Origin of the sequence: Sphingomonas parva (ex Maeng et al. 2020), from assembly GCF_004564275.1 — a bacterium.
Taxonomy (GTDB): Bacteria; Pseudomonadota; Alphaproteobacteria; order Sphingomonadales; family Sphingomonadaceae; genus Allosphingosinicella; species Allosphingosinicella parva.
This window is the reverse complement of sequence record NZ_SPDV01000004.1, coordinates 1-26,173: the sequence shown is the minus strand read 5'-3', so window position 1 is coordinate 26,173 and position 26,173 is coordinate 1. Positions and strand designations below refer to the sequence as shown.

22 protein-coding genes are annotated in these 26,173 nt (G+C 67.6%); 14 read left to right on the top strand and 8 right to left on the bottom strand.

Going from position 1 to position 26,173, the window contains the following annotated elements:
• Positions 1-10 precede the first annotated feature (10 nt).
• Both E2493_RS03370 and hemA read left to right on the top strand, forming a co-directional pair.
• Positions 11-1,216, top strand: coding sequence for an NnrS family protein (locus E2493_RS03370; protein WP_135083724.1), 1,206 nt, complete (start codon positions 11-13; stop codon positions 1,214-1,216).
• Positions 1,217-1,275: 59 nt separating this feature from the next.
• On the top strand, positions 1,276-2,490 hold the full coding sequence (gene hemA / locus E2493_RS03365) for a 5-aminolevulinate synthase (protein WP_135083722.1): 1,215 nt from the start codon (positions 1,276-1,278) through the stop codon (positions 2,488-2,490).
• A gap of 10 nt (positions 2,491-2,500) precedes the next feature.
• On the opposite strand, the gene E2493_RS03360 is transcribed toward hemA, so the two are convergent.
• Positions 2,501-3,082: a CAP domain-containing protein gene (locus tag E2493_RS03360; RefSeq protein ID WP_135083720.1), complete on the bottom strand. Its 582-nt coding sequence runs from the start codon at positions 3,080-3,082 to the stop codon at positions 2,501-2,503.
• A 206-nt stretch (positions 3,083-3,288) separates the two neighbouring features.
• Here E2493_RS03360 and E2493_RS21020 point away from each other — a divergent pair, with 206 nt between their 5' ends.
• Entirely contained in the window at positions 3,289-3,459 is a 171-nt protein-coding gene (locus E2493_RS21020; RefSeq protein WP_167737361.1) for a hypothetical protein, read from the top strand.
• 3 nt (positions 3,460-3,462) lie between these two features.
• Entirely contained in the window at positions 3,463-3,723 is a 261-nt protein-coding gene (locus E2493_RS03355) for an acyl carrier protein (protein ID WP_135083718.1), read from the top strand.
• Position 3,724: 1 nt separating this feature from the next.
• Here E2493_RS03355 and E2493_RS03350 read toward each other — a convergent pair whose 3' ends face one another.
• A complete protein-coding gene (locus E2493_RS03350) occupies positions 3,725-4,141 on the bottom strand; it encodes a hypothetical protein (protein WP_135083716.1) in 417 nt (138 codons plus the stop codon).
• A 121-nt stretch (positions 4,142-4,262) separates the two neighbouring features.
• On the opposite strand from E2493_RS03350, the gene E2493_RS03345 reads away from it, so the two are divergent.
• Positions 4,263-4,730 (top strand): DUF1203 domain-containing protein, encoded by a 468-nt coding sequence (locus E2493_RS03345; RefSeq protein WP_135083714.1) that lies wholly within the window; start codon positions 4,263-4,265, stop codon positions 4,728-4,730.
• Between the two features lie 63 nt (positions 4,731-4,793).
• On the opposite strand, the gene E2493_RS03340 is transcribed toward E2493_RS03345, so the two are convergent.
• Complete coding sequence (locus E2493_RS03340) at positions 4,794-5,483, bottom strand: alternative oxidase (RefSeq protein WP_135083712.1); 690 nt, start codon at positions 5,481-5,483, stop codon at positions 4,794-4,796.
• 125 nt (positions 5,484-5,608) lie between these two features.
• Here E2493_RS03340 and E2493_RS03335 point away from each other — a divergent pair, with 125 nt between their 5' ends.
• Both E2493_RS03335 and E2493_RS21015 read left to right on the top strand, forming a co-directional pair.
• A complete protein-coding gene (locus E2493_RS03335) occupies positions 5,609-6,763 on the top strand; it encodes a DmpA family aminopeptidase (protein ID WP_135083710.1) in 1,155 nt (384 codons plus the stop codon).
• Positions 6,764-6,970: 207 nt separating this feature from the next.
• A complete protein-coding gene (locus E2493_RS21015) occupies positions 6,971-7,141 on the top strand; it encodes a hypothetical protein (RefSeq protein ID WP_167737359.1) in 171 nt (56 codons plus the stop codon).
• A gap of 5 nt (positions 7,142-7,146) precedes the next feature.
• On the opposite strand, the gene E2493_RS03330 is transcribed toward E2493_RS21015, so the two are convergent.
• The 3 genes from E2493_RS03330 to cphA are packed head-to-tail and all read right to left on the bottom strand — an operon-like array spanning position 7,147 to position 11,642.
• Entirely contained in the window at positions 7,147-7,971 is an 825-nt protein-coding gene (locus tag E2493_RS03330) for a cyanophycinase (RefSeq protein ID WP_135083708.1), read from the bottom strand.
• Positions 7,964-8,863, bottom strand: a complete 900-nt coding sequence (locus tag E2493_RS03325) for an isoaspartyl peptidase/L-asparaginase family protein (protein WP_135083706.1) — start codon at positions 8,861-8,863, stop codon at positions 7,964-7,966. Before E2493_RS03325 ends, E2493_RS03330 begins: the two co-directional genes overlap by 8 nt.
• A gap of 4 nt (positions 8,864-8,867) precedes the next feature.
• Positions 8,868-11,642 (bottom strand): cyanophycin synthetase, encoded by a 2,775-nt coding sequence (cphA, locus tag E2493_RS03320; protein ID WP_225421120.1) that lies wholly within the window; start codon positions 11,640-11,642, stop codon positions 8,868-8,870.
• Positions 11,643-12,035: 393 nt separating this feature from the next.
• Between cphA and acs the strand changes: the two genes are divergently transcribed.
• On the top strand, positions 12,036-13,964 hold the full coding sequence (gene acs, locus E2493_RS03315) for an acetate--CoA ligase (RefSeq protein WP_135083704.1): 1,929 nt from the start codon (positions 12,036-12,038) through the stop codon (positions 13,962-13,964).
• Between the two features lie 205 nt (positions 13,965-14,169).
• On the opposite strand, the gene ygiD is transcribed toward acs, so the two are convergent.
• Complete coding sequence (gene ygiD, locus E2493_RS03310) at positions 14,170-15,024, bottom strand: 4,5-DOPA-extradiol-dioxygenase (RefSeq protein ID WP_135083702.1); 855 nt, start codon at positions 15,022-15,024, stop codon at positions 14,170-14,172.
• A 134-nt stretch (positions 15,025-15,158) separates the two neighbouring features.
• Here ygiD and E2493_RS03305 point away from each other — a divergent pair, with 134 nt between their 5' ends.
• From E2493_RS03305 to E2493_RS03280, 6 genes are all read left to right on the top strand, one after another.
• Positions 15,159-18,368: a PAS domain S-box protein gene (locus tag E2493_RS03305; protein ID WP_191992956.1), complete on the top strand. Its 3,210-nt coding sequence runs from the start codon at positions 15,159-15,161 to the stop codon at positions 18,366-18,368.
• Positions 18,369-18,456: 88 nt separating this feature from the next.
• Positions 18,457-19,047: a hypothetical protein gene (locus E2493_RS03300; RefSeq protein WP_135083700.1), complete on the top strand. Its 591-nt coding sequence runs from the start codon at positions 18,457-18,459 to the stop codon at positions 19,045-19,047.
• Between the two features lie 110 nt (positions 19,048-19,157).
• Complete coding sequence (locus E2493_RS03295; protein WP_135083698.1) at positions 19,158-19,598, top strand: hypothetical protein; 441 nt, start codon at positions 19,158-19,160, stop codon at positions 19,596-19,598.
• Positions 19,595-20,533: a cation diffusion facilitator family transporter gene (locus E2493_RS03290; RefSeq protein WP_225421119.1), complete on the top strand. Its 939-nt coding sequence runs from the start codon at positions 19,595-19,597 to the stop codon at positions 20,531-20,533. Before E2493_RS03295 ends, E2493_RS03290 begins: the two co-directional genes overlap by 4 nt.
• 283 nt (positions 20,534-20,816) lie before the next feature.
• Positions 20,817-21,329 (top strand): hypothetical protein, encoded by a 513-nt coding sequence (locus tag E2493_RS03285; protein ID WP_135083696.1) that lies wholly within the window; start codon positions 20,817-20,819, stop codon positions 21,327-21,329.
• A gap of 231 nt (positions 21,330-21,560) precedes the next feature.
• Positions 21,561-21,824 (top strand): hypothetical protein, encoded by a 264-nt coding sequence (locus tag E2493_RS03280; protein WP_135083694.1) that lies wholly within the window; start codon positions 21,561-21,563, stop codon positions 21,822-21,824.
• Between the two features lie 841 nt (positions 21,825-22,665).
• Here the strand turns inward: E2493_RS03280 and E2493_RS03275 are convergent.
• On the bottom strand, positions 22,666-24,042 hold the full coding sequence (locus E2493_RS03275; protein ID WP_135083692.1) for a transposase: 1,377 nt from the start codon (positions 24,040-24,042) through the stop codon (positions 22,666-22,668).
• Positions 24,043-26,173 lie beyond the last annotated feature (2,131 nt).

The window sequence follows — 26,173 nt, the reverse complement described above, 5'->3', positions numbered from 1 at the left end:
AAGCCTGACGATGACGACCGACATCCTTTCCGTTCGCAGCGCCAGGGCCGCCGCCGCGCCACCCGTGCTGCGCGGCGCCTATCGCCTTCTGTTTCCGGCCGGCGCGCTCTGGGCCGTCGTCGTCGCTGCGCTCTGGATCGGAGCGCTTGCCGGGGAGATCGTGCTGCCGACGGCAATGGCGCCGCTCGCCTGGCATCAGCATGAGATGCTGTTCGGCTATCTCGGCGCGATCATCGTCGGCTTCCTCTCGGCAGCGATCCCCAATTGGACCGGGCGTCCCGCCTTTGCCGGTATTCCGGTCGCGGCGGCGATCGCCTGGTGGCTGTCGGCACGCCTTGCCCTGCTGTTCTCGTCGGTCGTGCCGCCGCTCGCCGCCGCCTTGCTCGACGTCGGCTTCTTCGTGGCCGCCGCGGCGTTGGCGGCACGCGAGATCCTCGCCGCGGGCAACCGCAACCTGCCGATGCCGCTGATCATCCTGCTGTTCGCTGCGGCGAACGGCCTCCACCACGCCGAGACGATGGGCGCCTCGCTGCCGGCGGGATTGGCGGTGCGCGCCGGCTTCTCGATCGTGCTCCTGCTCATCTGCATGATCGGCGGCCGCATCATCCCGGCTTTCACTCGCAACTGGCTGGTCAAGGCCGGCCGCGAGGCGACCGCGCCGGCCATGCCGAACGGCTTCGACAAGACGGTCGTGGCAGGCGCGGCGCTGGCGCTCGCGGCCTGGACCTTCGCGCCGGATGCGCGCGCGACCGGTCCGCTGCTGATCGTGGCGGGGCTGCTTCACGCCGCCCGGCTGGCGCGCTGGTCGGGCCTGCGGACGCGCACCGATCCGCTGCTCTTCATCCTCCACCTGGCTTATGCCTGGCTGCCCGTCGGTCTCGTGCTGCTCGGGCTCGCGCTCAGCGGCGCGGCACTGCCCTCGACGATGGCGCTGCATGCGCTCGCCGCGGGCGCGATGGGCACGATCACCCTGGCGGTGATGACCCGCGCCTCGCTCGGACACACCGGCCGTCCGCTGGTCGCCGACGGCTGGACGGTCGCGGTCTACGTCCTCGTCACGCTCGGAGCGCTGCTGCGCGTGCTGAGCCCGGTGCTGCCGCTCGACTATCTGCTGCTGCTGAAGATCGGCGGCGCGGCGTGGGGCGGGGCGTTCCTGCTTTTCGTCCTGGCCTATGCGCCCAAGCTGGCCGCGCCGCGGGTCGACGGGCGGATCTGATCGCGGCCTCAGGGCTTTCCCCTAGTGCCGGCGTCCTCGGCCGGCACTAGGGGAGGGACATGGACTATGCCCAGATCTTCGCCTCCGCCATCGACCGGCTTCACGCCGAGGGTCGCTACCGGGTGTTCATCGACATCCTGCGCAACAAGGGCAATTACCCGAACGCGCGCTGCTTTGCCGGGCACAATGGTCCGAAGCCGATCACCGTCTGGTGCTCGAACGACTATCTCGCGATGGGCCAGCACGAGGCCGTGATCGCGGCGATGGAGGAGGCGCTGCACGACGTCGGCGCCGGCTCCGGCGGCACCCGCAACATCGGCGGCAATACCCATTACCATGTCGATCTCGAGGCCGAGCTTGCCGATCTCCACGGCAAGGAAGCGGCTTTGCTGTTCACCTCGGGCTATATCTCGAACGAGGCGACGCTCTCGACGCTCGGCAAGATCCTGCCCGGCTGCATCATCTTCTCGGACGAGCTGAACCACGCCTCGATGATCGCGGGGATCCGCACCTCGGGCTGCGAGAAGCAGATCTTCCGCCACAACGATCTCGCCCATCTGGAAGAATTGCTCGCCGCCGCCGATCCCGAGGCGCCCAAGCTGATCGCGTTCGAGAGCGTCTATTCGATGGACGGCGACGTCGCCCCGATCGCCGCGATCTGCGACCTTGCCGACCGCTACAACGCACTGACCTATCTCGACGAGGTCCATGCCGTCGGCATGTACGGCGCGCGCGGCGGCGGCATCTCGGAGCGCGACGGGGTCGCCCACCGCCTGACCATCATCGAGGGCACGCTCGGCAAGGCGTTCGGCGTGATGGGCGGCTATATCGCCGCCGATCGCAACATCGTCGACGTGATCCGCTCCTACGCGCCCGGCTTCATCTTCACGACCTCGCTGTCGCCGGTGCTGGTCGCCGGCGCGCTCGCCAGCGTCCGCCACCTCAAGGCCTCGAGCGTCGAACGCGAGGGCCAGCAGGCCGCCGCCGCGAAATTGAAGGCCATCTTCCGCGAGGCGGGCCTGCCGGTGATGGCGTCGACCACCCACATCGTGCCGCTGATGGTCGGAGATCCGGTCAAGGCCAAGAAGATCAGCGACATCCTGCTCGCCGAATACGGCGTCTACGTCCAGCCGATCAACTTCCCGACCGTGCCGCGCGGCACCGAGCGCCTGCGCTTCACCCCCGGCCCCAGCCACGATGAAGCGATGATGCACGAGCTCGCATCCGCCCTCACCGAGATCTGGGACCGGCTCGAGATGCGGATGGCCGCCTGACCTTCGAGGATCAAGGTACCCGCTGGCCGACGACGTTGCCGGCGGGCGCGTAGCGGCAGACCAGATAGTCCCATTTCGCGGCCTGGTGGATCGCGCAGCCCACCCGCGTCGTGCCCTTCCAGATGATCTGGGTGTAATGGGCGATGTCCTGCCAGCGGCCGGTGCGGCTCACTTCCGGGAAGATGCCGGGCGCGAATTGCGCTTTCTCCGCGGCCCAGCCGCCGAACATCTCGCCGAGCGAATATTGGCGGTGGGTGCCGACCCAGAGATTCTCGCCCAGCCCCGGCCGATCCTCCGGCCTGGAATGCGCGATCCGCGATCCCGTTCGCTCGAGGATCGCGCCGTAGGCGGCGGCGCCGGCGGCGAGGCTCTCGTCCCAGACGAGCGGCGCGGCGCCCGTCGCCTGCCGCTCGCGATTGTGAAGCGCGATCAGCAGCCGCTTCGCCTCGGCCGGCGAGGGGAGGGAGGCCGGCTCCGCCCGCGCCGCCTCGCGCACCAACGGTGCTTCACGGGGGCTGGAGCAGCTCGCCGCGACCGCGAGCAGGGCGAGGGTGGCGCACCGGCGAAGCGCGCGCGAGGGCGTTCGGGACATGACCCTGACATAATGCGGCCTCGGCCTGCGGCCCAGATCGGTCCGCCGCCCGCTCCTTGCGCCCCGCCGCGAAACCTCGCGTGCGCGAACATTTCACCGGCCGCGTGATTGACCTTGCGCGGCCGAAGGCGCATTCATGTTGCGCTGCAGCAAAGATGTTGCGGAAGGGTCGCCGCCTCGTCGCGGCCGCCCGCACGGAGGCAGTCATGGCCGAAGCGGACCGGGACTATTTCTATCGCCGCGCCGAGCAGGAGATCGCCCTCGCCCAGGCCTCGGCGAGCGAGCAATTGGTGCGCTTCCATTATCAGCTCGCCAGCCTCTATCTCGATCGGGTCTTCGGAGCGGATGGCGATCCGCGCCTCGCCGAGGCGGCCTGAGCGATGGATCGCGAGTCGATCCGCAAGCTGATCGCCGATCATCTGGGTGTCGCGCCTTCCCGGGCCGGCGACGCCGCGTCGTTCCGGGACGATCTCGGCGCCGACTCGCTCGATCTGATCGAGCTGCCGATGCTGCTCGAGCACCATCTCGGCATCGTCATCGCGGACGAGGAAAGCGAGTGCTGCGCCACCGTCGGCGAGGCACTGCGCCTGGTGCGCGACAAGCTTGCCCCGGGGCCGCTCGCCGCGGCGATCTCCGTCTAGCTCAACCGGGGCCGACGCTCATCCGCGTCGCCTCGCCCGGCGCATGGTGGACGAGGCCCGGCGCCTCGGCTTCGGCGAGGAGCGCGGCCATGTCCTCGATCATCGTGTAGGTCACCCGGCGAAGCCCGCCGCTGAGCGGCTCGACCGAATAGCGCAATTGCAGATAGACGCCCTCGGCGTGGAAGACGAAGGCGCCGGCGAGCGGCGTCGCTACCCGCCCGGGCAGATCCAGGATCGCCGCCGACGGGCTGCCGTGCGCCTGCGCCGCGTCGGCGTCGCTCCAGCGCAGCGTCAGCGAATGTCCCGCATCGTCCCCGACGACGATCTGCTCGTCGCCGCGCGCGATCAGGCTCCCGCTCGCCACCACCGGGTTGTCGCCGACGAAATCCGCCATCTTCCGCATCCCGATCGTTTGCACGTGTCGATAGTGCCCCCGGCGCACGACGGGCGCAATCGGTCCGTCGGCATTGAGCGCAAGCGGCGGGACGCGCGTCGCGGCAATGCAGGGCAGGGTGGGGCTTCAACCGAGGAGTCTCGCCATGTCCTTCCGGATTACCGGTCTCGATCCTGCACCGTTCCGCCGTCTCTACGGCCTCTCCGATCAGGCGCTCGCCGCCGAGGGCGTCCGGCGCGTCGTGGCCGATGCCGATTTCGGCTTTCCCGACCGGATCGCGCTGCGCGACGCGGGCAGGGGCGAGTCCCTGCTCCTGCTCAACTATGTCCATCAGCCTGCCGACACGCCGTATCGCGCCAGTCACGCGATCTTCGTGCGGGAGGGGGCGGAAAAAGCGTGGGACGCGGTCGACAGCCTGCCGGAGGCGCTCGTCCGCCGCCCGATCTCGCTTCGCGCCTTCGATGCCGATCACATGATGGTGGCGGCCGATCTCGCAGACGGCGCGGCCCTGACGCCGCTGATCGAGGACTTCCTGGCCGATCCCGCGGTCGCCTACCTTCAGGCGCATTACGCGAAGCGCGGCTGCTACGCGGCGCGCTTCACCCGTCCCTGATCTCGCGTGGACACGAAAAGGGCCGGGACCTCGCGGCCCCGGCCCTTCGCCCTCGGCAGCGGATCAGGCCGCCTTTTTCCAGTTCGGCTCCAGCGCATTGTGCGGCGGGCAGGGCGCCACCTTGCCCTGCGGCAGGCCGCCGAGCTCGTTGGCGAAGCCGTGATTGACGTCGCGGTGATGGGCCTCGTCGGCGCGCACCACCAGCACCACGTCGCGCAGCGTCGCGTGCTCCGGCAGGTTCCAGTAGCGCCTGGCGATCGCCGGCGCCGGGACGTTCGCGGAGCGGCCCTCGTCGATCTCGGCGAGATAGTGGGTGTAGCTGATCACCGCCTCCTCCTCGAAATAGCCGACGACGCGGTGCGCGGTCTTGGAGCTCACCAGATAGAGGGCGAAGAAGAACAGATAGAAGACCCACTGGACGCCGATGATCACGGCCCGCTCGAACAGGGTCGGCTTGGCGATCTCGATGAACGTCATCAGGTGCATGCGCTCGTTCTCGGCCTCGTCCATCAGCGTCTTGATCCAGCCCTTGTCGTCGCACATGCGGCGCAGGCAGGAGAGGTGATTGATCGTCGCGCCGACCATGCCGGGAACCGCCGCGACGGTCTCCAGAACGACGGCGCGGTGGCCGTAGCGCTCCGCGAAAAAGGTGTCGGCGCACCAGCGCAGCAGCTTGGTGAAGCCGTAGGCGACGCGGTCGGATGCGCCGCTCGGACGGTGGTGAACGCTAAGGTCGACAAACGGGGCAGACATTGAAAGCGCCTTTCTTTCCAGCGACTTGGTGAAGGCGGATTACGACCGGTGCGAAGGCGCGGGAATGAGGGATTCCCCCTAGTCCGAAAGGCAGGTTATGGAGGACCATCAAGGGAGGGGAGGAGATGGTTGGTGGAGCCTGGTGTCGCCTGTCGCTGGCGCTGGCGCTGGTGAGCGCAGCGTTCGACGCCATTGCGGCCGACCGGCCCCGGCTGCGCGATGCCGGGATAGGGATCGGCATCCTTCCGACCGGACCGCTGAACGCGATCACCGACGTCCGCGGAGTCGAAATCGGCCATCGTACATTGGTCGAAGGACGCAGCATCCGCACCGGGGTGACGGCCGTGCTGCCGCACCGCGGCAACCTCTTCCAGGACAAGGTGCCGGCGGGCTTCGTCGTCGCCAACGGCTTCGGCAAGTTCGCCGGCAGCACGCAGATCGTCGAGCTTGGCGAGATCGAGAGCCCGATCCTGCTCACCAACACCCTGTCGGTGCCGGAGGCGGCCGCGGCGGCGATCGAATGGACGCTGGCGCGGCCAGGGAACGAGACGGTGCGGTCGGTCAATGCGGTGGTCGGCGAGACCAATGACGGCGAGCTCAACGACATCCGCGCCCGCCGCGTCACCAAAGAGGATGCCCTCGCCGCCATCGCCGCTGCAGACGATGGGCCGGTGGCGGAGGGCGCGGTCGGCGCCGGCACCGGCACGATCGCCTTCGGCTGGAAGGGCGGCATCGGCACGAGCTCGCGCCGGCTTCCTGCCCGATTGGGCGGCTATACGGTCGGCGTGCTCGTGCAGAGCAATTACGGCGGCGTGCTCAGCGTCGACGGCGTCGCGGCGGGAAAGCTGCTCGGCCGCTATTTCCTGAAGGACGAACTGCAGTCGCGCTCCGGCGACGGCTCGGTCGTGATCGTCATCGCCACCGATGCGCCGCTGTCCGACCGGAACCTGACGCGGCTCGCCCGCCGCGCCTTCCTCGGTATCGCGCGCACCGGATCGCCGATCACCAACGGGTCCGGCGATTATGCGCTGGCCTTCTCGACCGCGGAAAGCGTGCGGCGGACGCCGGCGCGTCGCGCGGCCGCCTCGCCGGTCGAGGATCTTCCCAACGATCGGGTGTCGCCGCTGTTCGAGGCGGCGGTGGAGGCGACCGAGGAAGCGGTGCTGAACTCGATGTTCAAGGCGGTGCCGATGGAGGGTCACCAGGGCCGTGTCGAAGCCCTTCCGCTCGACGACATCGTCGCGTCCCACCGGCGCAGCCGCTCCGCTCCGGCGCGCTGAGCGCGCATACGCAGCCAGCCGCCCATACGCAGCCTGGCCGCACATTTCGGCACATTTCCGCACGCAATGCCGGCTCCGGCGGGTGCGCGCGGACGGGATTTGCGACGATGTCCCGTGGCGGCGGCCGGAACCCTCCGGCACAAGGTCCCATGCAGAGGCGCAGGCGATCAACGCCGCGCCCGGTCACCCAGGAGGAGGAACCCGAAGATGAGCCCGGTCGAACGCAGCCTGACGCCCGCCGACGAACGGCAGTTGCGCCAGCAGGCGCGCGAGCGGCTCAGCCGGGCGATCGATATCTGGCTGGCCCACACCGTCGCCGGCGGCTCCGCCAACGATCTGCACCCGCGCCGCCTGCGCGCGATCGATCCCGCGGCCTGAAGCGCTCACCCGGGGCGGCGCGGAGTCCTCGTCTTCAGATTGAAGCAATCGCCGCTCGAGAGGACGTGGACCTTCACGTCGTGCATCGAGAGGGCGCAGTCCGCCCTCGCTTCGGCGACGTTGCAATAGCTGACATGGCTGCCGTCGACGACGTAGACGCCGCCGCTGCCGATCACCTGGAACTCGTCGCCCTCGAGCACGGCGGCGGTATCCTCGTCGATGCCGATGCCGAGCACGCGCGGGTTGTGCGCGACGGCGCCGAGCAGGCGGCCCATGCGGCCGCGCTCGGCGAAATGCTGGTCGATGATCACATTGTGGACCAGGCCCATGCCCGGCGCCATGTGGAGGTCTCCGATCCGGTGCGTCTCCTTGCTGGTGCCCTTGACCAGCATCGTCTCGCTCATCACCGAGGCGCCGGCCGATGTGCCGGCGACGACTCCGCCTCGCTCGTAGAGCCGGCGGACCTTGTCCTCGATGCTCGTGTCGCCGATCTGGCTGGTGATGCGCAACTGGTCGCCGCCCGAGAAGAAGATCGCGGCGGCGTCGTCGAGGACGTCGAGCTTCTCGCGGTCGCTCGCCTGGCTGCGCTCCTCGACATAGAGCTCGATCAGCTCGCCGATCTCGAGATCGGCGAAGGCCGCCTCATATTCCTCGAAATAGCCTTCCGGCCGGTGGCTGGCGACGGTGGCGAGGACGATCTTGCCGCCCTTCGCCCGGCGTGCGAACTCGCGAAGAATCGTACGGTCCCCCTTCGGGTCGCGGTCCTCGTGCCCGCCGATGATGATCAGCGTGCCTTTCGGGCGGGTCTCTCCGCCGCTCGTGTCAGCCACGTTTCTGCGCCTCTTCCTTGCTGAGCCAGACCTCCGGCTCTTCCATGTCGCCGGTCATCAGGGCCACGGTGAAGCTGGGGCTGTTATGCGCCCAGCCGATCCGGCCATCCTTGGCGATGCCGATTCCGCCGCCGTCGGCATCGGCCCCGCCGGTGCCCGGCAGCTTGGCCACCGCCTTGGCGATCGCCGCTTCGGGATCCTCGCCGTCGTCGATCGAGGCCATCACCCGTCCTGCCAGCGCCAGCCGCTGGATCGTCTCGCCATCGCCGGAGAAGGCGACGCCACCGACGTGATTGTCCGCATAGAAGCCGCCGCCGGGAACGGGACTGTCGCCGATCCTGCCCACCGGCGCGCCGGCGAGCCCGCCGGTCGAGGTTGCCGCCGCGATGTTGCCGCCGCTGTCCAGGGCGACGGCGCCGACCGTGTCGTGCTCGGCCAGCTCCTTCTTCCTCTTCTCGACGACCAGGGCGTCGTTCGGCACGCACTCGATGCCCTTGCGGACGGCGAACAGCTCCGCCCCCTCGCCGACGATCAGCACTTCCGTCTCGGCCAGCATCGCGCGGGCGACGGCGACGGGATTGCGTACCCCGCGGATCGCCCCGACCGCGCCGACCTTGAGGTCGCGCCCGTCCATGATGCCGGAGCACATTTCGACCTCGCCCCGCTCGTTCAGGGCCGAGCCGGTGCCGGCGTTGAACAGCTCGATGTCCTCGAGCGTGCGCACCGACGCCTCGACGGCGTCGAGCGCGGTTCCGCCGCTCTCCAGGACCCTGCGGCCGGCGGCCAGCGCCTCGAGCACGCCGTTGCGGTGCGCATCCTCCTCACCGTCCGGCCACGGCTTCGCGCCGCCGTGCACGATCAGGGCCCACCGCCCAGCCTGTCTGTCGGTCATTCTCTTACTCTGCCGGGACGAGCGGTGCGCGGGTGGCGGCACGCACGGCAACGGGCGTGAAATCGTTGACCTGCCGCCAGGCGGCATGGACGTCGGTGGGGGTGACGACGATCAGGTCGCCGGGGCGGCCCATCGCCAGCGCGGCGGCGGTCGACGCGGCTTCGCCGGCGATCAGGTGGATGTGATCGGGCGAGCGGCCCGCCTCGAGCGCGCCTTGCTGCAGATAGTGCATCACTTCGCCGCGCGGACGGCCACGGGTCGAGGGATCCTCGCGGAAGATCAGCACGTCGAAGATGCCGGCCGCGATCCGGCCCATCTCCATCAGATCCTCGTCCCGCCGGTCCCCTGCCATCGAGACCGATCCGATCGTCCTCTTGTAACGATCGGACAGGCCGCGAACCACCTTGCCGAGCGCGTTCAGGCCGGCGGCATTGTGGGCGTAATCGACGATCACCCTGAAGCCGTGCGCGTCGTGGACGTTGAGCCGCCCCGGGTTCTGCTCGAAGGTCGAGCGGAAGTTGGTCATCGCCGATCGGATGGTGAGGATCGGCACGCCGTGCGCATAAGCGGCGGCGATCGCGGCGAGGGCGTTGGCGACGTTGAACTCGGCCATGCCGTGCAGGGTCGCCGGAATGTCGCCGGCCTTCATCACGACCTCGCGGCGGCTGTCCTCGTAGACGACGATCGTGCCGCCGTCCGGCCCCGGCTCGCGGACAACGGCCATGCCGCCTTCATCGACATGCTCGCGGACCAGCGGCGGGAGCTCGGCGCCGCCGCACAAGGAGAACCAGATGATACGGCCGCCGGCGCGGCGCGCCATCCGCACGGTCAGGGGGTCGTCGGCGTTGAGGATCGAATGGCCGCTGCGCCGGACCGACTCGACGACAACCTGCTTGACGCTGGCGAGGTCCTCGACGGTCGCGATGCCCTTCAGGCCGAGATGGTCGGCGGTGACGTTGGTGGCGATGCCGATATCGGCTTGGGAAAAAGCGAGTCCCTCGCGCAGCAGGCCGCCCCGCGCCGTCTCGAGCACCGCCACCTCGACGGTCGGGTCGCGCAGGATCATCCGCGCCGAGCGCGGCCCGGTGGCGTCGCCCTCGTGGGTGAGGATGTCGTTGATGTAGACTCCGGTGGTCGAGGTGAGGCCGACGGTGCAGCCGGTGTAGCGGATGATGTGCTTCACCATGCGGCCGACGGTCGATTTGCCGTTGGTGCCGGTGATCGCGATGATCGGCACCCGGCTCCGGCTGCCGCGCGGGAACAGCATCTCGATGATCGGCTTGGCGACGTCGCGCGGCGCGCCTTCGGACGGATCGATGTGCATCCTGAGGCCGGGCGCGGCATTGACCTCGATCACCCCGCCGCCGGTCTCGCGCACCGAACGGCTGATGTCGGGGCAGACGAAGTCGACGCCGGCGACGTCGAGCCCGACGACCAAAGCGGCGCGGCGGGCGATCTCGGCATTGTCCGGGTGGATCTCGTTGGTCCGGTCGACCGCGGTCCCGCCGGTCGAGAGATTGGCGGTGGCGCGCAATTGCACGACCTGCTCGGCCTCGGGAATGCTGTCCGGCGTCATGCCGCTGCGGCCGATATATTCCTCGACCAGGGCGTCGATCCTGATACGGGTCATCACGTTCTCGTGCCCGTCGCCGCGGCGCGGATCGCGGTTCACTTCCGCGACGAGCTGGCGGATGGTGCTGACGCCGTCGCCCGTGACCTGCGCGGGAATCCGCTCGGCGACCGCGATCATCTTGCCGTCGACGACGAGGATGCGGTGGTCGTTGCCGGCGAAGAACTGCTCGACGATGACGTCGCGGCCCTTGGCCTGCGCCTGCGCCTCGGCGAAGCCGAAGCGCAGCTGCTCCTCGGACTCGATGCCGATCGTCACGCCGCGGCCGTGATTGCCGTCGAGCGGCTTGGTGACCAGCGGAAAGCGCAGCCGCCGGGCCGCGCGCACCGCGTCCTCGACGTTGCGAACGACGACGCCGCGAGGCACGGGAATGCCGCTCTCGTCGAGCAGCCGCTTGGTAAGGTTCTTGTCGCTGGCGATGTCGGTCGCGACCTGGGCGGTGCGGCCGGTGATGCTCGCCCGAATGCGCTGCTGGAAGCGGCCCTGGCCGAGCTGGATCAGGCTCTTTTCGTCCAAACGCATCACCGGGATGCCGCGCCGTTCGGCCTCTTCGACGAGCGACCTGGTGGTCGGTCCGAGCGCGGTGCGGCGGACCAGGCGCTTCAGCGTGTCGAGCCGGCCCTCGAGGTCGAATGCGCCGTCGAAATCATGGATGCGGTCGAGGCCGCTGATCCCTTCGAGCTCGGGCGGGAGCAGCGAATTGACCAGCTCCAGCGCGATGCGTCCGGCGGCGAGGCCCACGCGCTCCTCGTTATAGGCGAACATGACGTTGTAGACGCCGGGACGGTTCTTGACCGATCGGGTCTTGCCGCGAACGGCGCGCGAGCCGGCCAGGGTCTGCAGCTCGAGCGCGATATGCTCGGCGACATGGCCGAGCCAGGTGCCCTCGCGGAGCCTCTTCTCGAAGCCGCCGCGCACCTTCAGCGAGCAGGCGTGGCGGCCCACGCCGGGCAGGGCCTCGAGCAGCGCCTCGGTGAAGCCGGGGATTCGGTTGGTCGGGAATTCCTCCATCCGCCCGAGGTCGAGCTGGATGCGAACCATCGGCGTATGGCTGTAATAATGCGGGCCGCGATAGACGCCGACCTCGGTGACGGCCATCGGCTGCGTCAGGAACGTGGTGGCAGGATCGGTCTTGCTGCCGAAGAACATCTGGTTCCCCCCTTGGGAATGGCTGGCGGAGGCTCCGTCCCTCGAGCTTTTCGCGGTGGACTGGTTCGGAGCCGACATGATCAGCAAAAACCAGCAGCACCCCACGCAAGTTCCAGAAGAAGAAGCTGATCCACATCAGCCTCGTGCCGGCGAGGGACTGCCGTCTCCCCTCCCTGGAAGGGAGGGGAAGGGGGTGGGTCGCGAGCGGAGCGAGCGCTCGGCCTGCGCGTCCGCCACAAGCGTCTTCGGCCCCATCGAGGGGCCTCAGCCGCACCCACCCCTGGCCCCTCCCTTACAGGGAGGGGAAATCGCGCCCCAACCCCGTTGCCGCCCGCGGCGCGGCTGTGGCAGGAGCAGGGCGAACGCGGCCCGTCCGCGCACGTGAGGATCGCCATGAACGAACGCATCTCGCCGCCCCAGCCGCTCGTCGCCGCCAGCCACGCCAACGCCGCCGATTACGAAGCGATGTACCGGCGCTCGCTGTCCGATCCCGACGGCTTCTGGCGCGAGCAGGCGGGGCGGATCGGCTGGATCCGGGAGCCGACGCGGATCGCCGACTGGTCGTTCGATCCGGTCGACATCAAATGGTTCGAGGACGGCGTTCTCAACCTCTGCTGGAATTGCGTCGACCGCCATCTCGAGAGCCGCGCCGACCAGACCGCCTTCCTGTTCGAGGGCGACGAGCCGGGCGAGGGCCGGTCGATCAGCTACGGCGCGCTCTACCGCGAGGTCGTGCGCATGGCGAACTGCCTGAAGGCCATGGGCGTCGCCAAGGGCGATCGCGTGACCATCTACATGCCGATGATCCCGGAGGCTGCGGTGGCGATGCTCGCCTGCGCCCGCATCGGCGCGGTGCACAGCGTCGTCTTCGGCGGCTTCTCGCCCGATGCGATCCACGGCCGGATCGAGGATGCGGCCAGCCGCTTCGTCGTCACCGCCGACGGCGGGAAGCGCGGCGGCAAGCTGGTCCCGCTCAAGGCCAATGTCGACGCCGCTTTGGCCCGGGGCGCCGAGATCGACGGCGTGCTCGTCGTCCGCCACCTCGGCTGCGACATCCAATGGGTCGAAGGCCGCGATCACTGGTATCACGAGCTGGGCGAGACGGTGCCCGACGAATGCCCGTGCGAGCCGATGAATGCCGAGGATCCCTTGTTCATCCTCTACACCTCGGGATCGACCGGCAAGCCCAAGGGCGTGCTCCACACCACCGGCGGCTACGCCGTCTGGACGGCGACCACCTTCCACTACGTCTTCGACTACAAACCCGGCGAGATCTTCTGGTGCACGGCCGACGTCGGCTGGGTCACCGGTCACAGCTATGTGGTCTACGGGCCGCTCGCCAACGGTGCGACCAGCCTGATCTTCGAGGGCGTTCCCAATTATCCCGATTTCAGCCGTTTCTGGGACGTGGTCGAGCGCCAGCGGGTCAACATCTTCTACACCGCCCCGACCGCGATCCGCGCGCTGATGCGCGAGGGCGAGGGCCCCGTCACGAAGCACGACCGCTCCTCGCTGCGCCTGCTCGGCTCGGTCGGCGAGCCGATCAACCCCGAGGCGTGGCGCTGGTATTGGGACGTGGTCGGCGAGCAACGCTGCCCGGTGGTCGATACCTGGTGGCAGACCGAGACCGGCGGGATCATGATCACGACGCTGCCCGGCGCGCACGACATGAAACCGGGATCGGCCGGCCGGCCGTTCTTCGGCGTCGACCCGCAGCTGGTCGGTCCGGATGGCGAGGTGCTGAGCGGCGCCGCCTCGGGCAACCTCTGCCTGGTCGGCAGCTGGCCGGGCCAGATGCGCAGCGTCTATGGCGATCACCAGCGCTTCGTGCAGACCTATTTCTCGACCTATGCCGGCAAGTATTTCACCGGCGACGGCTGCCGCCGCGATGAGGACGGCTATTACTGGATCACCGGCCGGGTCGACGACGTGCTCAACATCTCGGGTCACCGCCTCGGCACCGCCGAGATCGAGAGCGCTTTGGTCGGTCATGCCGCGGTCGCCGAGGCGGCGGTGGTCGGCTATCCGCACGACATCAAGGGCCAGGGCATCTATTGCTACGTCACCCTGATGGAGGGCATCGAGCCCACGCCCGAGCTCGAGAAGGACCTGCGCGCCCACGTCCGGACCGAGATCAGCCCGATCGCCAGCCCGGACCTGATCCACTTCACGCCCGCCCTTCCCAAGACGCGCAGCGGCAAGATCATGCGCCGGATCCTCAGGAAGATCGCGGAGAACGATTATTCCAGCCTCGGCGACACCTCGACCCTCGCCGATCCCAGCCTGGTCGACGTGCTGATCGACGAGCGGAAGAAGAAATAGGCGGCAGCGCCGCGGCGGCGGTGGCGATTGGGCGGGTCGGGGGCCGCTCTTCGGTCTCGCGGGAGCTTGGTAATTCGGGGACACTATACTAATTGCTCGCGCCGCCCGGGGGCAGGTCGCGGGTTGCTCGCCAGTCCCGGAGGCGTGGCGAGAGGCTAATTGGTATAGTGTCCCCGATTTGCCGGAGGTGCGCCCTCGCCGCGGCTCAGATGTTCGACTGATCCGCCGGCACGCCCTCGGGCAGCGTCGCCGCGCCCTCGGCCTCCTCGCCGTCGAGGCCCGCGGCGGCGTCGAGGCCGTAGCAGGTCATCGAGATCGAGCCCATCGCATAGCCGCGCACCAGCGCATCGAGCCGCCCGCCTTCCTCCCGCGCGATGCCGGCGAGGTAGAGCAGGGGAATGAAATGGTCCGGCGTCGGCGCCGCGGCGCCATAGTCCGGATGCTCGGTCAGCCGCAGGATGTCGCCCGGCGCCTCGGCGAGCTGCTGCGCGACCGCCTCGTCGAACCGTTCCGCCCAGTCGAAGGCGGCGTCGGGCCGGTTCCAGAGCACGCGGCGCAGATTGTGGACGACGTTGCCGCTCGCCAGCACCATGATGCCGCGGTTGCGGAGCGCGGCGAGCCGCGCGCCGAGCTCGACATGGTAGTCGAGCGGCTTCAGCGCGTTGATCGACAGCTGCAGCACCGGCAAGTCGGCCTCCGGATAGAGATGGGCGAGCACGCTCCACGTGCCGTGATCGAGCCCCCATTGATCCTGGTCGAGGCCGCACCACACCGGCTTCACCGCGTCCGCGACCTCCTCGGCGATCTCGGGGGCGCCGGGCGCCGGATAATCGAAGGCGAACAGCTCGGGCGGAAAGCCGTAGAAATCGTGGATGGTGCGCGGCTTCGGCATCGCCGTGACGGCCGTGGCGCCGAAATACCAATGGGCCGAGACGACCAGCAGCGCGCGAGGCCGCGGCAGGCTTCGACCGAGGCGCCGCCAGGCCTCGGTGAAACCGTTGCGCTCGAGCGTGTTCATCGGGCTGCCGTGGCCGATGAAGAGGGCGGGGCTGGAGGCCATCGTCTCGCTCCTTGCTGGTCCTGGGCAAATACGCGCGACGCGGCCCTTTGGCTCATGACGCACCTGAGGCGATGGGCTAGTCGTCGCGGCACCCGCGCAATGCCCCCCGGCGTGAGTCGCGCAAAGGATCGATTGTGACTGATGCTTCCCTCCCTGCGAGCTCCACCTTCCTCGTCGACGGAGGCAAGACCGGTGCGCTGATGCGCGCGCATGACTGGTCCACTTCGCCGCTCGGACCGCCGGAGGCCTGGCCGCAGTCGCTGCGATCGGTCGTCAGCCTGATGCTGAGCTCGGGGTTCCCGATGTTCGTCGCCTGGGGTCCCGAGCTCGGCTTCCTCTACAACGATCCTTATGCCGAGGTGCTCGGCGAGAAGCACCCGCAGGCGCTGGGACGGCCGTTCCACGACATCTGGGCCGAGATCTGGCCCGACATCTCGCCGCTGATCGACGCGGCGCTCGCCGGCGAGGCGAGCTACCGCGAGAATCTGCCGCTGCTCATGAACCGCCATGGCTATGACGAGCAGACCTGGTTCACCTTCTCCTACTCGCCGGTCCGCGACGAGGCCGGGGAGGTCGCCGGCCTGTTCTGCGCCTGCACCGAAACGACCGGCCAGGTGCTCGCCGAGCGGGCGGTCCGCGAGAGCGAGGTGCGCTTCCGCAACATGGCGGACCACGCCCCGGTGATGATGTGGGTCACCGACGAGAGCGGCCATTGCACCTATCTCAACCGCGGCTGGTACGAGTTCACCGGCCAGACGCCCGCGGAGGCCGAGGGGTTCGGCTGGCTCGATGCGACCCATCCGGACGACAAAGCGACGGCCGAGCGCGCCTTCGTCGAGGCGAATTCCGCCCAGCGCCCGTTTCGTCTCGAATACCGGCTGCGCCGCGCCGACGGACGCTATCGCTGGGCGATCGACGCCGCGTCGCCGCGCTTCGGCGCTTCGGGCGAGTTCCTCGGCTACGTCGGTTCGGTCATCGACATCGACGAGCGCCGCAACGCCGAGGCGGCGCTGCGCGAGAGCGAGGAGAAGTTCCGGCTGATGGCCGACGCAGCGCCGCAGATCGTCTGGATCACCGATGCGGACGGCGGCAACGAGTTCTTCAACCGCCACTGGTTCGACTATACCGGCGCGCCCCGGGAGCCGACTACCGCCGGCGAGGTGGCCGCCGGCTATCTGCATCCCGACGATGCCGAACCGACCATGAAGATCTTCGACGAGGCGCGGCGGACGGGGACGACCTACCGGCTCGAGCACCGCATCCGCTCGGCCGCGGGCGAATATCGCTGGTTCCTGGTGCGCGGCGAGCCCTATCGCGATCCCGACACGGGCGAAGTCGTCCGCTGGTACGGCGCCTCGACCGACATCCACGACCGCCGGCTCGCCGAGGAACGCCTGCGCGAGCTCAACGAGACGCTGGAGCAGCGCATTGCCGAGGCGGTGGCCGAGCGAAAGCTCCTCGCCGATCTGGTCGAGAATACCGACGCCTTCGTCCAGGTCGCCGATGCCGATTTCCGCTGGCTGGCGATCAACCGGGCAAGCGCCGACGAATTCGAGCGCATCTACGGCGTCCGGCCCAAGGTCGGCGAGTCGATGCTCGAAACCTTGGCGCACCTGCCGGAGCACCAGGCTGCCGTTCGGGAGGTTTGGGGAAGGGCGCTTGCCGGCGAGGGTTTCACCGAGATCGGCGAGTTCGGCGAGCCGGGCCGGGAGCGCCGCAGCTACGAGATGAAATACCACGTCCTGCGCGATGCGGAGGGCAAGCAGATCGGCGCCTATCAATTCGTCTACGACGTGACCGATCGCGTGCAGGAGCAGCGGCGGCTGGCGGAAGCGGAAGCGGCGCGGCGCGAGGCGGACGCCCTCTACCGCGCCTATTTCCAGAACAGCCCGGAAGCGCTGTTCGTGGTCGGCGTCGCGCCCGACGCGAGCTTCGTCGTGGAGCAGGTCAATCCGGCGCACGAGGCGGCCCTCGGCTTTCGCTCGGATGAGATTCGCGGGAAGCGCATCGACGAGATCCTGCCCAACGATCTGGCCCAGCAGGTGCTCGCCACCTACCGCCACGTCGTCGAGACCGGCGTCGTGCATCAATATCGCGAGATCTTCGACCTCGAGGGCGATCCGCAGCATTGGGACACCTCGCTGGTGCCGATGCGCGATGCCGACGGCCGCATCGTCCGGCTGATCGGCTCGAGCCGCAACGTCACCCGCCAGGTGATGGCCGAGGAGGCGCTGCGCCAGAGCCAGAAGATGGAGGCGATGGGACAGCTCACCGGCGGCGTCGCGCACGATTTCAACAACCTTCTCACTCCGATCGTCGGCAGCCTCGATCTCCTCCAGCACAAGAAGCTCGGCGGCGAGCGCGAGCAGAGGCTGATCGCCGGCGCCATGCAATCGGCCGAGCGGGCGCGCACGCTCGTCCAGCGGCTGCTCGCCTTTGCCCGTCGCCAGCCGCTGCAGGCGGTGCCGGTGGACGTCGCCAGGCTGGTCGCCGGCATGGGCGATCTGGTGGCGAGCACCACCGGTCCGCAGATCAGGGTGGCGGTCGAGGCGGCGGACGATCTTCCGCCGGCGATGGCCGATCCGAACCAGCTGGAGATGGCGCTGCTCAATCTCGCGGTGAATGCGCGCGACGCGATGCCGGACGGCGGCACGCTGCGCATCTCGGCGAGCACCGACCGCATCGGGCCTGACCATGTTTCGAGCCTGCCCGCCGGCCGCTACATTCGGCTGTCCGTCGCGGATACGGGAACCGGGATGGACGAGGCGACGCTTGCCCGCGCGGTCGAGCCGTTCTTTTCGACAAAGGGCGTCGGCAAGGGCACCGGCCTCGGGCTCTCGATGGTCCACGGCCTCGCCTCGCAGCTCGGCGGGGCCCTGACGATCCGCAGCCGACCCGGGTTCGGCACGAACGTCGAGCTCTGGCTGCCGAGAAGCGCGTCGGGACCGGGGGCGGAGGAGGCATCCTCGGCGCCGGTCGAGGATGCCGCCGAACGGGGCACGGCGTTGCTGGTCGACGACGAGGAACTGGTGCGGCTCAGCACCGCGGACATGCTGGTGGATCTCGGCTACCGAGTAGTCGAAGCGGCCTCCGCCGAGGAGGCGATCCGCCTGATCGAGCGCGGCGAGACGTTCGATCTGCTGGTGACCGACCATCTGATGCCCGGGATGAACGGCACCGATCTCGCCCGCGAGGCGCGCACCGCCCGGCCCGATCTGCCCGTGCTGCTCGTCTCCGGTTATGCCGAGAGCGACGGCATTGCCGCCGATCTCCCGCGCCTCACCAAGCCGTTCCGCAAGGACGAGCTCGCCGCCAGCCTCGCGCAGCTCGGCAAGGGAGGGTGACCGTGTCCGGCTCCTGCCGCTGGCGCTGCATTTGCGCGGGCGCCGTCGCATGGCGTAGGATGAGCCGCCTGGGATGAGAGGAGCAAACGTGCCCCGATCGAGCCTTCTGACCGTCGCCTGGCTCGTCCTCGGCTGTCAGGCCGCTGCCGCGGAGCCGGCGTGCACGCCTCGGCCGCTCCCGCCGGCCGCAGCCTCGCTCCCGCCGCGCCCGGCGGCGCACGCGATCACCTTCGCGGCCACGCCGTCCCTCGACCTTCCGGGGCGGCCCTGGGTGGTCCGCATCTCGTCGCGAGGCTCGGGAGGCGAGGGGCAGCTCGAGATCCTGCGCCTTCGCCGGCAGTTCGACTGCAACCGCTACGATGTCGAGAAGAGCTGGGAGGCATCGCTCTCCGCGGACGCGGTTCGGGCGATCGTCGCTTCGGTCCTTCCGCTCGGCGTGCCGGCCGCCGACGCCCTGTGGCCGCTCGGCGGCGCCGCGGACGTCCTGTCCGAGGTGGGCACCGACGGGACTGGCATCAGCCTCGATCTCGCCAGCTTCGGCGCGCAGGTTTCAAGGCAGATGCGCCACGATGGGCCCGCCGGTCATCGCGTTTCGGCGATATTCCATGACCTCGTCTCGCGCCATGTCCCGGCCGCGGAGCTTCCGACCGCAGACTGGCGGATGAAGCGGCCGTCCTGAGGGCCGCGCATCCGGCGTGATTTCCCTGCACAAATCGTGCAACCGTGTGCACGTCCCTCCGGCACGCATCCCGCGGAGCAGGGCGCAACAATGATGGAGAGTTCGCAAACATGCGGAATGGCCTGATCCTCGGCAGCGCGCTGTTCGCCTGCGCCTGTTCCGGAATCCCGCGCGACCCGGAAGGGACGCTCGAACGCGTGCGGGCGGAGCGCGCGTTCAAGGTCGGGGTGATCGCGCGGGGCGCGGCGGTATCGGCGGCGGAGCTCGCCTTCCTGCGCAACGTCGAGCGGGCCACCGGCGCGCGGGCCGCGATCGAGACGGGCTCGGCCGAGAACCTGCTCCTCCGGCTGGAGGAAGGCGGGCTCGATCTCGTCGTAGGGCCGTTCGGCACCAGGACGCCCTGGATCACCCGCGTGTCGTTCGTCCCGCCGCCGGACAAGAGAAAGGCGGGCGAGGGCGTCCTCCTGCCGTCGGCGGCGGCGAGGAACGGCGAGAATGGCTGGATCGCGCTGCTCCACGGCGAGGCGGATGCGCTGGGAGGCGGCCAGTGATCCGCACGCTTCCGGCGCAGATCGGCGCCGATCTTCGCAAGGCCCGGCGGCTGGAATGGTGGACGCTCGGCTGGATGGCCACCGTCGTGCTCGTCATGTGGCTGGTGATGGGCGGCAGCCAGGCGATGAAGACCGCTCTGGTGGAGGACGTGCTGAGCCTCGTCCCGGCGATCGTCTTCCTCGTCGCCTCGCATTACGAGCAGAAACCGCCGACCGCGAAATTTCCGTTCGGCTTCGAGCGGGTCCACAGCCTCGCCTCGGTGATCGCCGCGGTCGCGCTGGCGGCGGTGGGCGCGTTCCTTCTGTTCGAATCGGCAAGCACCCTGATCAAGCAGGAGCATCCGACGATCGCGCCGGTCTCGCTGTTCGGCACCGACGTCTGGCTCGGCTGGCCGATGGTCGCGGCGCTCGTCTATTCGGTGCTGCCGCCGGTCATCCTCGGACACATCAAGCAGCCGGTCGCCCGCCGGCTGCAGGACGAGGTGCTCGATACCGATGCGATGATGCAGCGCGCCGACTGGATGACCGGCCTCGCCGGGATCGGCGGCGTTCTCGGCGTCGGGCTCGGCTATTGGTGGGGGGATGCGCTTGCCGCGGGGTTGATCGCCGTCAGCATCGTCAAGGACGGAGTCACCTCGTTGCGGGTGGCCACCGCCGAGCTGGTCGACGGCACGCCGCGCGCGCTCGGCAGCAACGAGATCGCCGAGGATGCGCTGCAGCTGATCGACTCCCTCGAGGCCCGTTTTCCCGGCGCGCGGGTGCGGCTGCGCGAGACCGGCCGCTACATCCATGCCGAGCTGTCGGGCGTCCCGCCCGAGGCGCAGGTCGATCTGGAAAGCCTCTGGACGGGCGATCCGGAACGAAGCTGGCGCCTCGTCCAGCTGAGCTTCGTCGCTGCCAGCAACGTCCGGCATCCAGCCGATCATGCGCCCTGATCGGCGCCTGGTGACGCGCGCTTGCCTGCTCGCCGTGCGGAGGTGCCCACGCGACGTGCGCCGCTCGGTTCGCGAGCGGCGTCGCGCTGTTCCTGCTGCCTGGCACCGTCGCGCACCGGAGAAGGAGGGATGCGCATGACATGGCTGAGGCTGGTCGCGCTCGTCGCGCGCGTGCGCGCGGCGTGGTGCAGGGATCGCCCCATTGCGAACTCGTGCGCGGAATGCGAGCCTTCTCCTGCGGCGGACGCCTCGAGAATCGACGCGCCGCCGCTGGAGTCATGGAATGGCACAAGGCGGTATCGTCATCTTCGCGCTCCTCGTGCGAACCTGCGTGCGTTTGAGGCGTTGCCGAATGGCCGGGATTGCTTCGCTCGTCGCTGTGAGCGGGCTTGTCGCTGCTTCGTCCGCGGCCGAGGCGCAGAGCTCCCGATCGGACTCGGCGTCCGTGCGGCGGATGCTGGCCGGCGCCGCGATGAGCGAGGTCGACCGCGACGGGGGCATCATCGGCCGCAGAGTGATCCGGGGCGCAACCCTCGAGCGCGGCTGCAACCTGGTCCTGCGGACGGACGCCCGGCCCGAATTCACCGTCACGATGGACTTGGGCGATCTGCACTTCGTCCAGGGTGACGACCGTGCGATGATCGATATTGCGACGCGGCGCGAGCCTGCCACCGAGCTGATCCTTTCCGTCGGACCTGCGCGCTACGGCGAGGCCATGGGCAGGCTTGCATCGCTCGCCCGTAGCTGTGGAGCAGAACTGGTTGGCCCTCCGCCACTCGTCTCCACCGCGCGGTAACGAGGCGCCGGCGCATCGACGGCGTCGACTTGCCGACCCATCGGGCGGGGGCGTCCGCTGACGACACCCGACTCCGTCATTCCTCCCCTCGCGCCCGCCAGCGTCCGCGCTCGTCAGCTGTGCTGCTCAGAATCGGCCCTTCGCGCACGGCGCGCGTGATCAGCTCGGGAAGGACTGTTCAGGGTGGATGGCGGACATTGCTCAGCGGGGACGGCGTGCTACGCTGACAGCATGACACTCGACGAACTCAAAGCCGATCTTCGGGCAATCCTCGCTGAGGAAGAGCAACAGCAAGTTGATTGGGGAAGGGTTCAGTTATTGTGCCTTGGCACAATAGGGAGGCTCGCTACTGAGCCGGAGCCTTCGTATGCGCACGAAGTAGTCTATCACTTTCTCGATGATGCCGACATTCGCGAAAAGGGCACTGTTTACGCGGAGCGTCAGCGGGAGCGCCTGAGGGCCTGGCTTGATCCTGCGCTTCAGCAGGTCCGCTAAGGGTCGGAGTAGGAAGTAGCCGCCGGCGCGGTGCGAACGTCCGCTTGTTATTGCCGGATCGGCCGTTTGAATTGCCTATCGTCGATCCGCTGAAACGGGTGGAAGGCGGACATCGCTAAGAGCAGACGTAGCCTTTCCCCGAGCCATCAGCGCAAGCGAGCCAGACACCCGTGGAACGGCGCAAATGAAACCGAAATTCTCGATCCGAAACGAAGCTCGTGTGCGCGATGTACCTGATCGTGAGCACCGAGCCAGGCGGTCGCCCGCTGATGACACGCGTAACGGTCAGCCGTGCGGTGAACTGTCCGTCTGTTGAGAGCTCACCGAGAGCCCCTTCGCCCAGAGGCGTCACGTGCCCAAACACGACGAGGTCTTCGCTCACGTCAGCAGGTGCGTGAACGCAACCGGCTGTCAAACCCAGCAACGCCAGCATCGGGATCAGTGATAATGCCGTTGGACTCATGTGAGCTAATGTCGTCGAAGGCTCAACTCTAGCCGATCGGCTAGAGTGGGTGGTTATCGGATCTTTCGCAGCTTGCACCCATCAGGACACCAGATCGACAGAAAGTTTTCGTCGCCGAATTCGAGCGTGATCTCATCTGGCGAAAAATCCCCTTCGAGCATCACCTGCTTGCCTGCCTCGACGTCCTCTCAATCTGTCCACGGTTCAAGCATCACGCCGAGTTCAGCTTTTGACGTATTCCTAATGATCAGCCGCTGCATGCCTTCCCCTTTTCTCGGATGATGCCGCATACAGCCAAAGTCCGCAAAGGGTCGATACCGTTGAAAATCGTCCGCTACTGATAATAGCGGACGTTGCGCAGATTGAGCGCGAGCGGGCTCACCCCGCCGTCGCCGGTGCCACCGGCGGGAGCAGCTTGGCGAGCTTACGGAGGTTCTGGGCGGTGGCGGCGAGGAGGAATTCGTCCTTCGCTCCGTTGGGACCTCTGAGCCGCAGCCGATCCAGTTTCAGGATGCGCTTGAGGTGCGCGAACAGCATCTCGACCTTCTTCCGCTCGCGTCGCGAGGTCAGATAGGCGTCGGTCAGGGCGATATCCCGCGCCATGTCGCGTGCGCCCTCGTGGATCGAGCGCAGCACCTTGCGCTGTGGCTGCGTCGGGCAGCAGCGCGCCTTGAGAGCGCAGGAGCCGCAGTCTGCCACCGACGCGCGGTAGCGCATCAGACCGTGCTCATCGACGCCGCTTCGGGGCGTCGAAAAGGCCCGGCGATAGTGCATCAGCTGCTTTCCGCCGGGGCAGATGTAGAGGTCGCGCTTGTGGTCGTAGGTGAAGTCGGAGCGCGAAAACGTCCCGTCGGTTCGAGATGATTTCTCGAAGACCGGGATGTGCGGCTCGATGCCGCGCTCGTGGACCAGCCACGCCAGGTTCTCGGCCGATCTGTAGCCGGTGTCGGCCGCGAGCCGCTGCGGCCAGACACCGAAGCGGTCCTGGGTACGCTCGAGCATCCGCCGCTGCGCGGTTACCTCGGCCTGGCGGATAGACGTCGTCGCCTCGACGTCCATGATCACCGCGTGCTTGAGGTCGATCAGGTAGTTGGTGGAGTAGGCGAAATAAGCCGGACCGCCATTGGCGCTGGTCCACCGCGAGGCCGGGTCGGCGATCGAGATGAACTTTGGCTCGACCGGAGTCGCGGCGCCGAAAGCCGCATCGTCGAGCACCGCGAGATAATCCCGCACCGCGTGGCTCGCCGCCTCAGTCGGCAGATCCCCGATACCAGGGACGCCGCGCTGACGGTTGGCATCGGCCTTGATCAGGCTGGCATCGACGGCGAAGCCCTCGCCGCCGACCAGCCCCTCGAGCAGACAGCGCTCTACGGTGAGCTCGAACAGCCGGCGCAGAACATCGCTGTCGCGGAAGCGGCCGTGCCGGTTCTTCGAAAAAGTCGAGTGATCCGGCACCGCACCTTCGAGGCCGAGCCGGCAGAACCACCGATACGCGAGATTGAGATGCACCTCCTCGCACAGCCGGCGCTCGGAGCGAATGCCGAGGCAATAGCCGATCAGCAGCATCCGGATCATCAGCTCGGGATCGATCGAGGGGCGCCCCGTCTCGCTGTAATAGGGCCGCAGGTGCTCACGAATGTCGGTCAGGTCGACGAAGCGGTCGATCCGCCGCAGCAGGTGGTCGTCAGGGACGTGGCGCTCCAGGCTGAACCCGTAGAACAGCGCCTCCTGCATCACCGTCCGCTCGCCCATCATCGGCTCGCCTCCCGCTCCCGCAGGAAGATTGAATCAGAGCCGAGTCACGGCAGCAAGGGGAGTTTTTCAACGGTATCGACCGGAGTAGGACGATCGCCGCCAGCGCTAGCGAACGTCGGCTTCCGTATGCGGATCGGCCGATCAGCCTCGCGCTGATCGATCGACTGGAGTGGGTGGAAGGCGGACACCCAACGGTGCTGCCCTGCTAGCGCTTCCCGCGCTTCCGCTTGAATTGAGCCTTCATAGCGCTCTCAGTCGAATGATATTCTTCTGACAGCATCCATTTCGTTTTGCGATCATACTGCGCGTCGTTGGCGCGCGCTACCCGTGACCTCCGCCAGCCGACGAACACTGTCCAAAGAACTGCAATTCCCCCGGCTGGGATGAACCACCACCTACCGAGGACAGGAACTAGGAGAAACGGAAGCATCGCCACGGCGACAAGCGATTTATATCCGAAACTTTCGACCCAGCAATTGTCGACCCATCTTCTAACTGCAAGATATACCTTCACGGGAGTCTCCGGTGGGTCAGACTGTCAAAACGACCTTCGCAGTCTGGTCAAACGTCTGCAATGGGTCGGAGTAGGACGATCGCCACCAGCGCTAGCGAACGTCGGCTTCCGAATGCGGATCGGCCGATCAGCCTCGCGCTGATCGATCGACTGGAGTGGGTGGAAGGCGGACACCCAACGGTGCTGCCCTGCTAGCGCTTCCCGCGCTTCCGCTTGAATTGAGCCTTCATAGCGCTCTCAGTCGAATGATATTCTTCTGACAGCATCCATTTCGTTTTGCGATCATACTGCGCGTCGTTGGCGCGCGCTACCCGTGACCTCCGCCAGCCGACGAACACTGTCCAAAGAACTGCAATTCCCCCGGCTGGGATGAACCACCACCTACCGAGGACAGGAACTAGGAGAAACGGAAGCATCGCCACGGCGACAAGCGATTTATATCCGAAACTTTCGACCCAGCAATTGTCGACCCATCTTCTAACTGCAAGATATACCTTCACGGGAGTCTCCGGTGGGTCAGACTGTCAAAACGACCTTCGCAGTCTGGTCAAACGTCTGCAATGGGTCGGAGTAGGACGATCGCCACCAGCGCTAGCGAACGTCGGCTTCCGAATGCGGATCGGCCGATCAGCCTCGCGCTGATCGATCGACTGGAGTGGGTGGAAGGCGGACACCCAACGGTGCTGCCCTGCTAGCGCTTCCCGCGCTTCCGCTTGAATTGAGCCTTCATAGCGCTCTCAGTCGAATGATATTCTTCTGACAGCATCCATTTCGTTTTGCGATCATACTGCGCGTCGTTGGCGCGCGCTACCCGTGACCTCCGCCAGCCGACGAACACTGTCCAAAGAACTGCAATTCCCCCGGCTGGGATGAACCACCACCTACCGAGGACAGGAACTAGGAGAAACGGAAGCATCGCCACGGCGACAAGCGATTTATATCCGAAACTTTCGACCCAGCAATTGTCGACCCATCTTCTAACTGCAAGATATACCTTCACGGGAGTCTCCGGTGGGTCAGACTGTCAAAACGACCTTCGCAGTCTGGTCAAACGTCTGCAATGGGTCGGAGTAGGACGATCGCCACCAGCGCTAGCGAACGTCGGCTTCCGAATGCGGATCGGCCGATCAGCCTCGCGCTGATCGATCGACTGGAGTGGGTGGAAGGCGGACACCCAACGGTGCTGCCCTGCTAGCGCTTCCCGCGCTTCCGCTTGAATTGAGCCTTCATAGCGCTCTCAGTCGAATGATATTCTTCTGACAGCATCCATTTCGTTTTGCGATCATACTGCGCGTCGTTGGCGCGCGCTACCCGTGACCTCCGCCAGCCGACGAACACTGTCCAAAGAACTGCAATTCCCCCGGCTGGGATGAACCACCACCTACCGAGGACAGGAACTAGGAGAAACGGAAGCATCGCCACGGCGACAAGCGATTTATATCCGAAACTTTCGACCCAGCAATTGTCGACCCATCTTCTAACTGCAAGATATACCTTCACGGGAGTCTCCGGTGGGTCAGACTGTCAAAACGACCTTCGCAGTCTGGTCAAACGTCTGCAATGGGTCGGAGTAGGACGATCGCCACCAGCGCTAGCGAACGTCGGCTTCCGAATGCG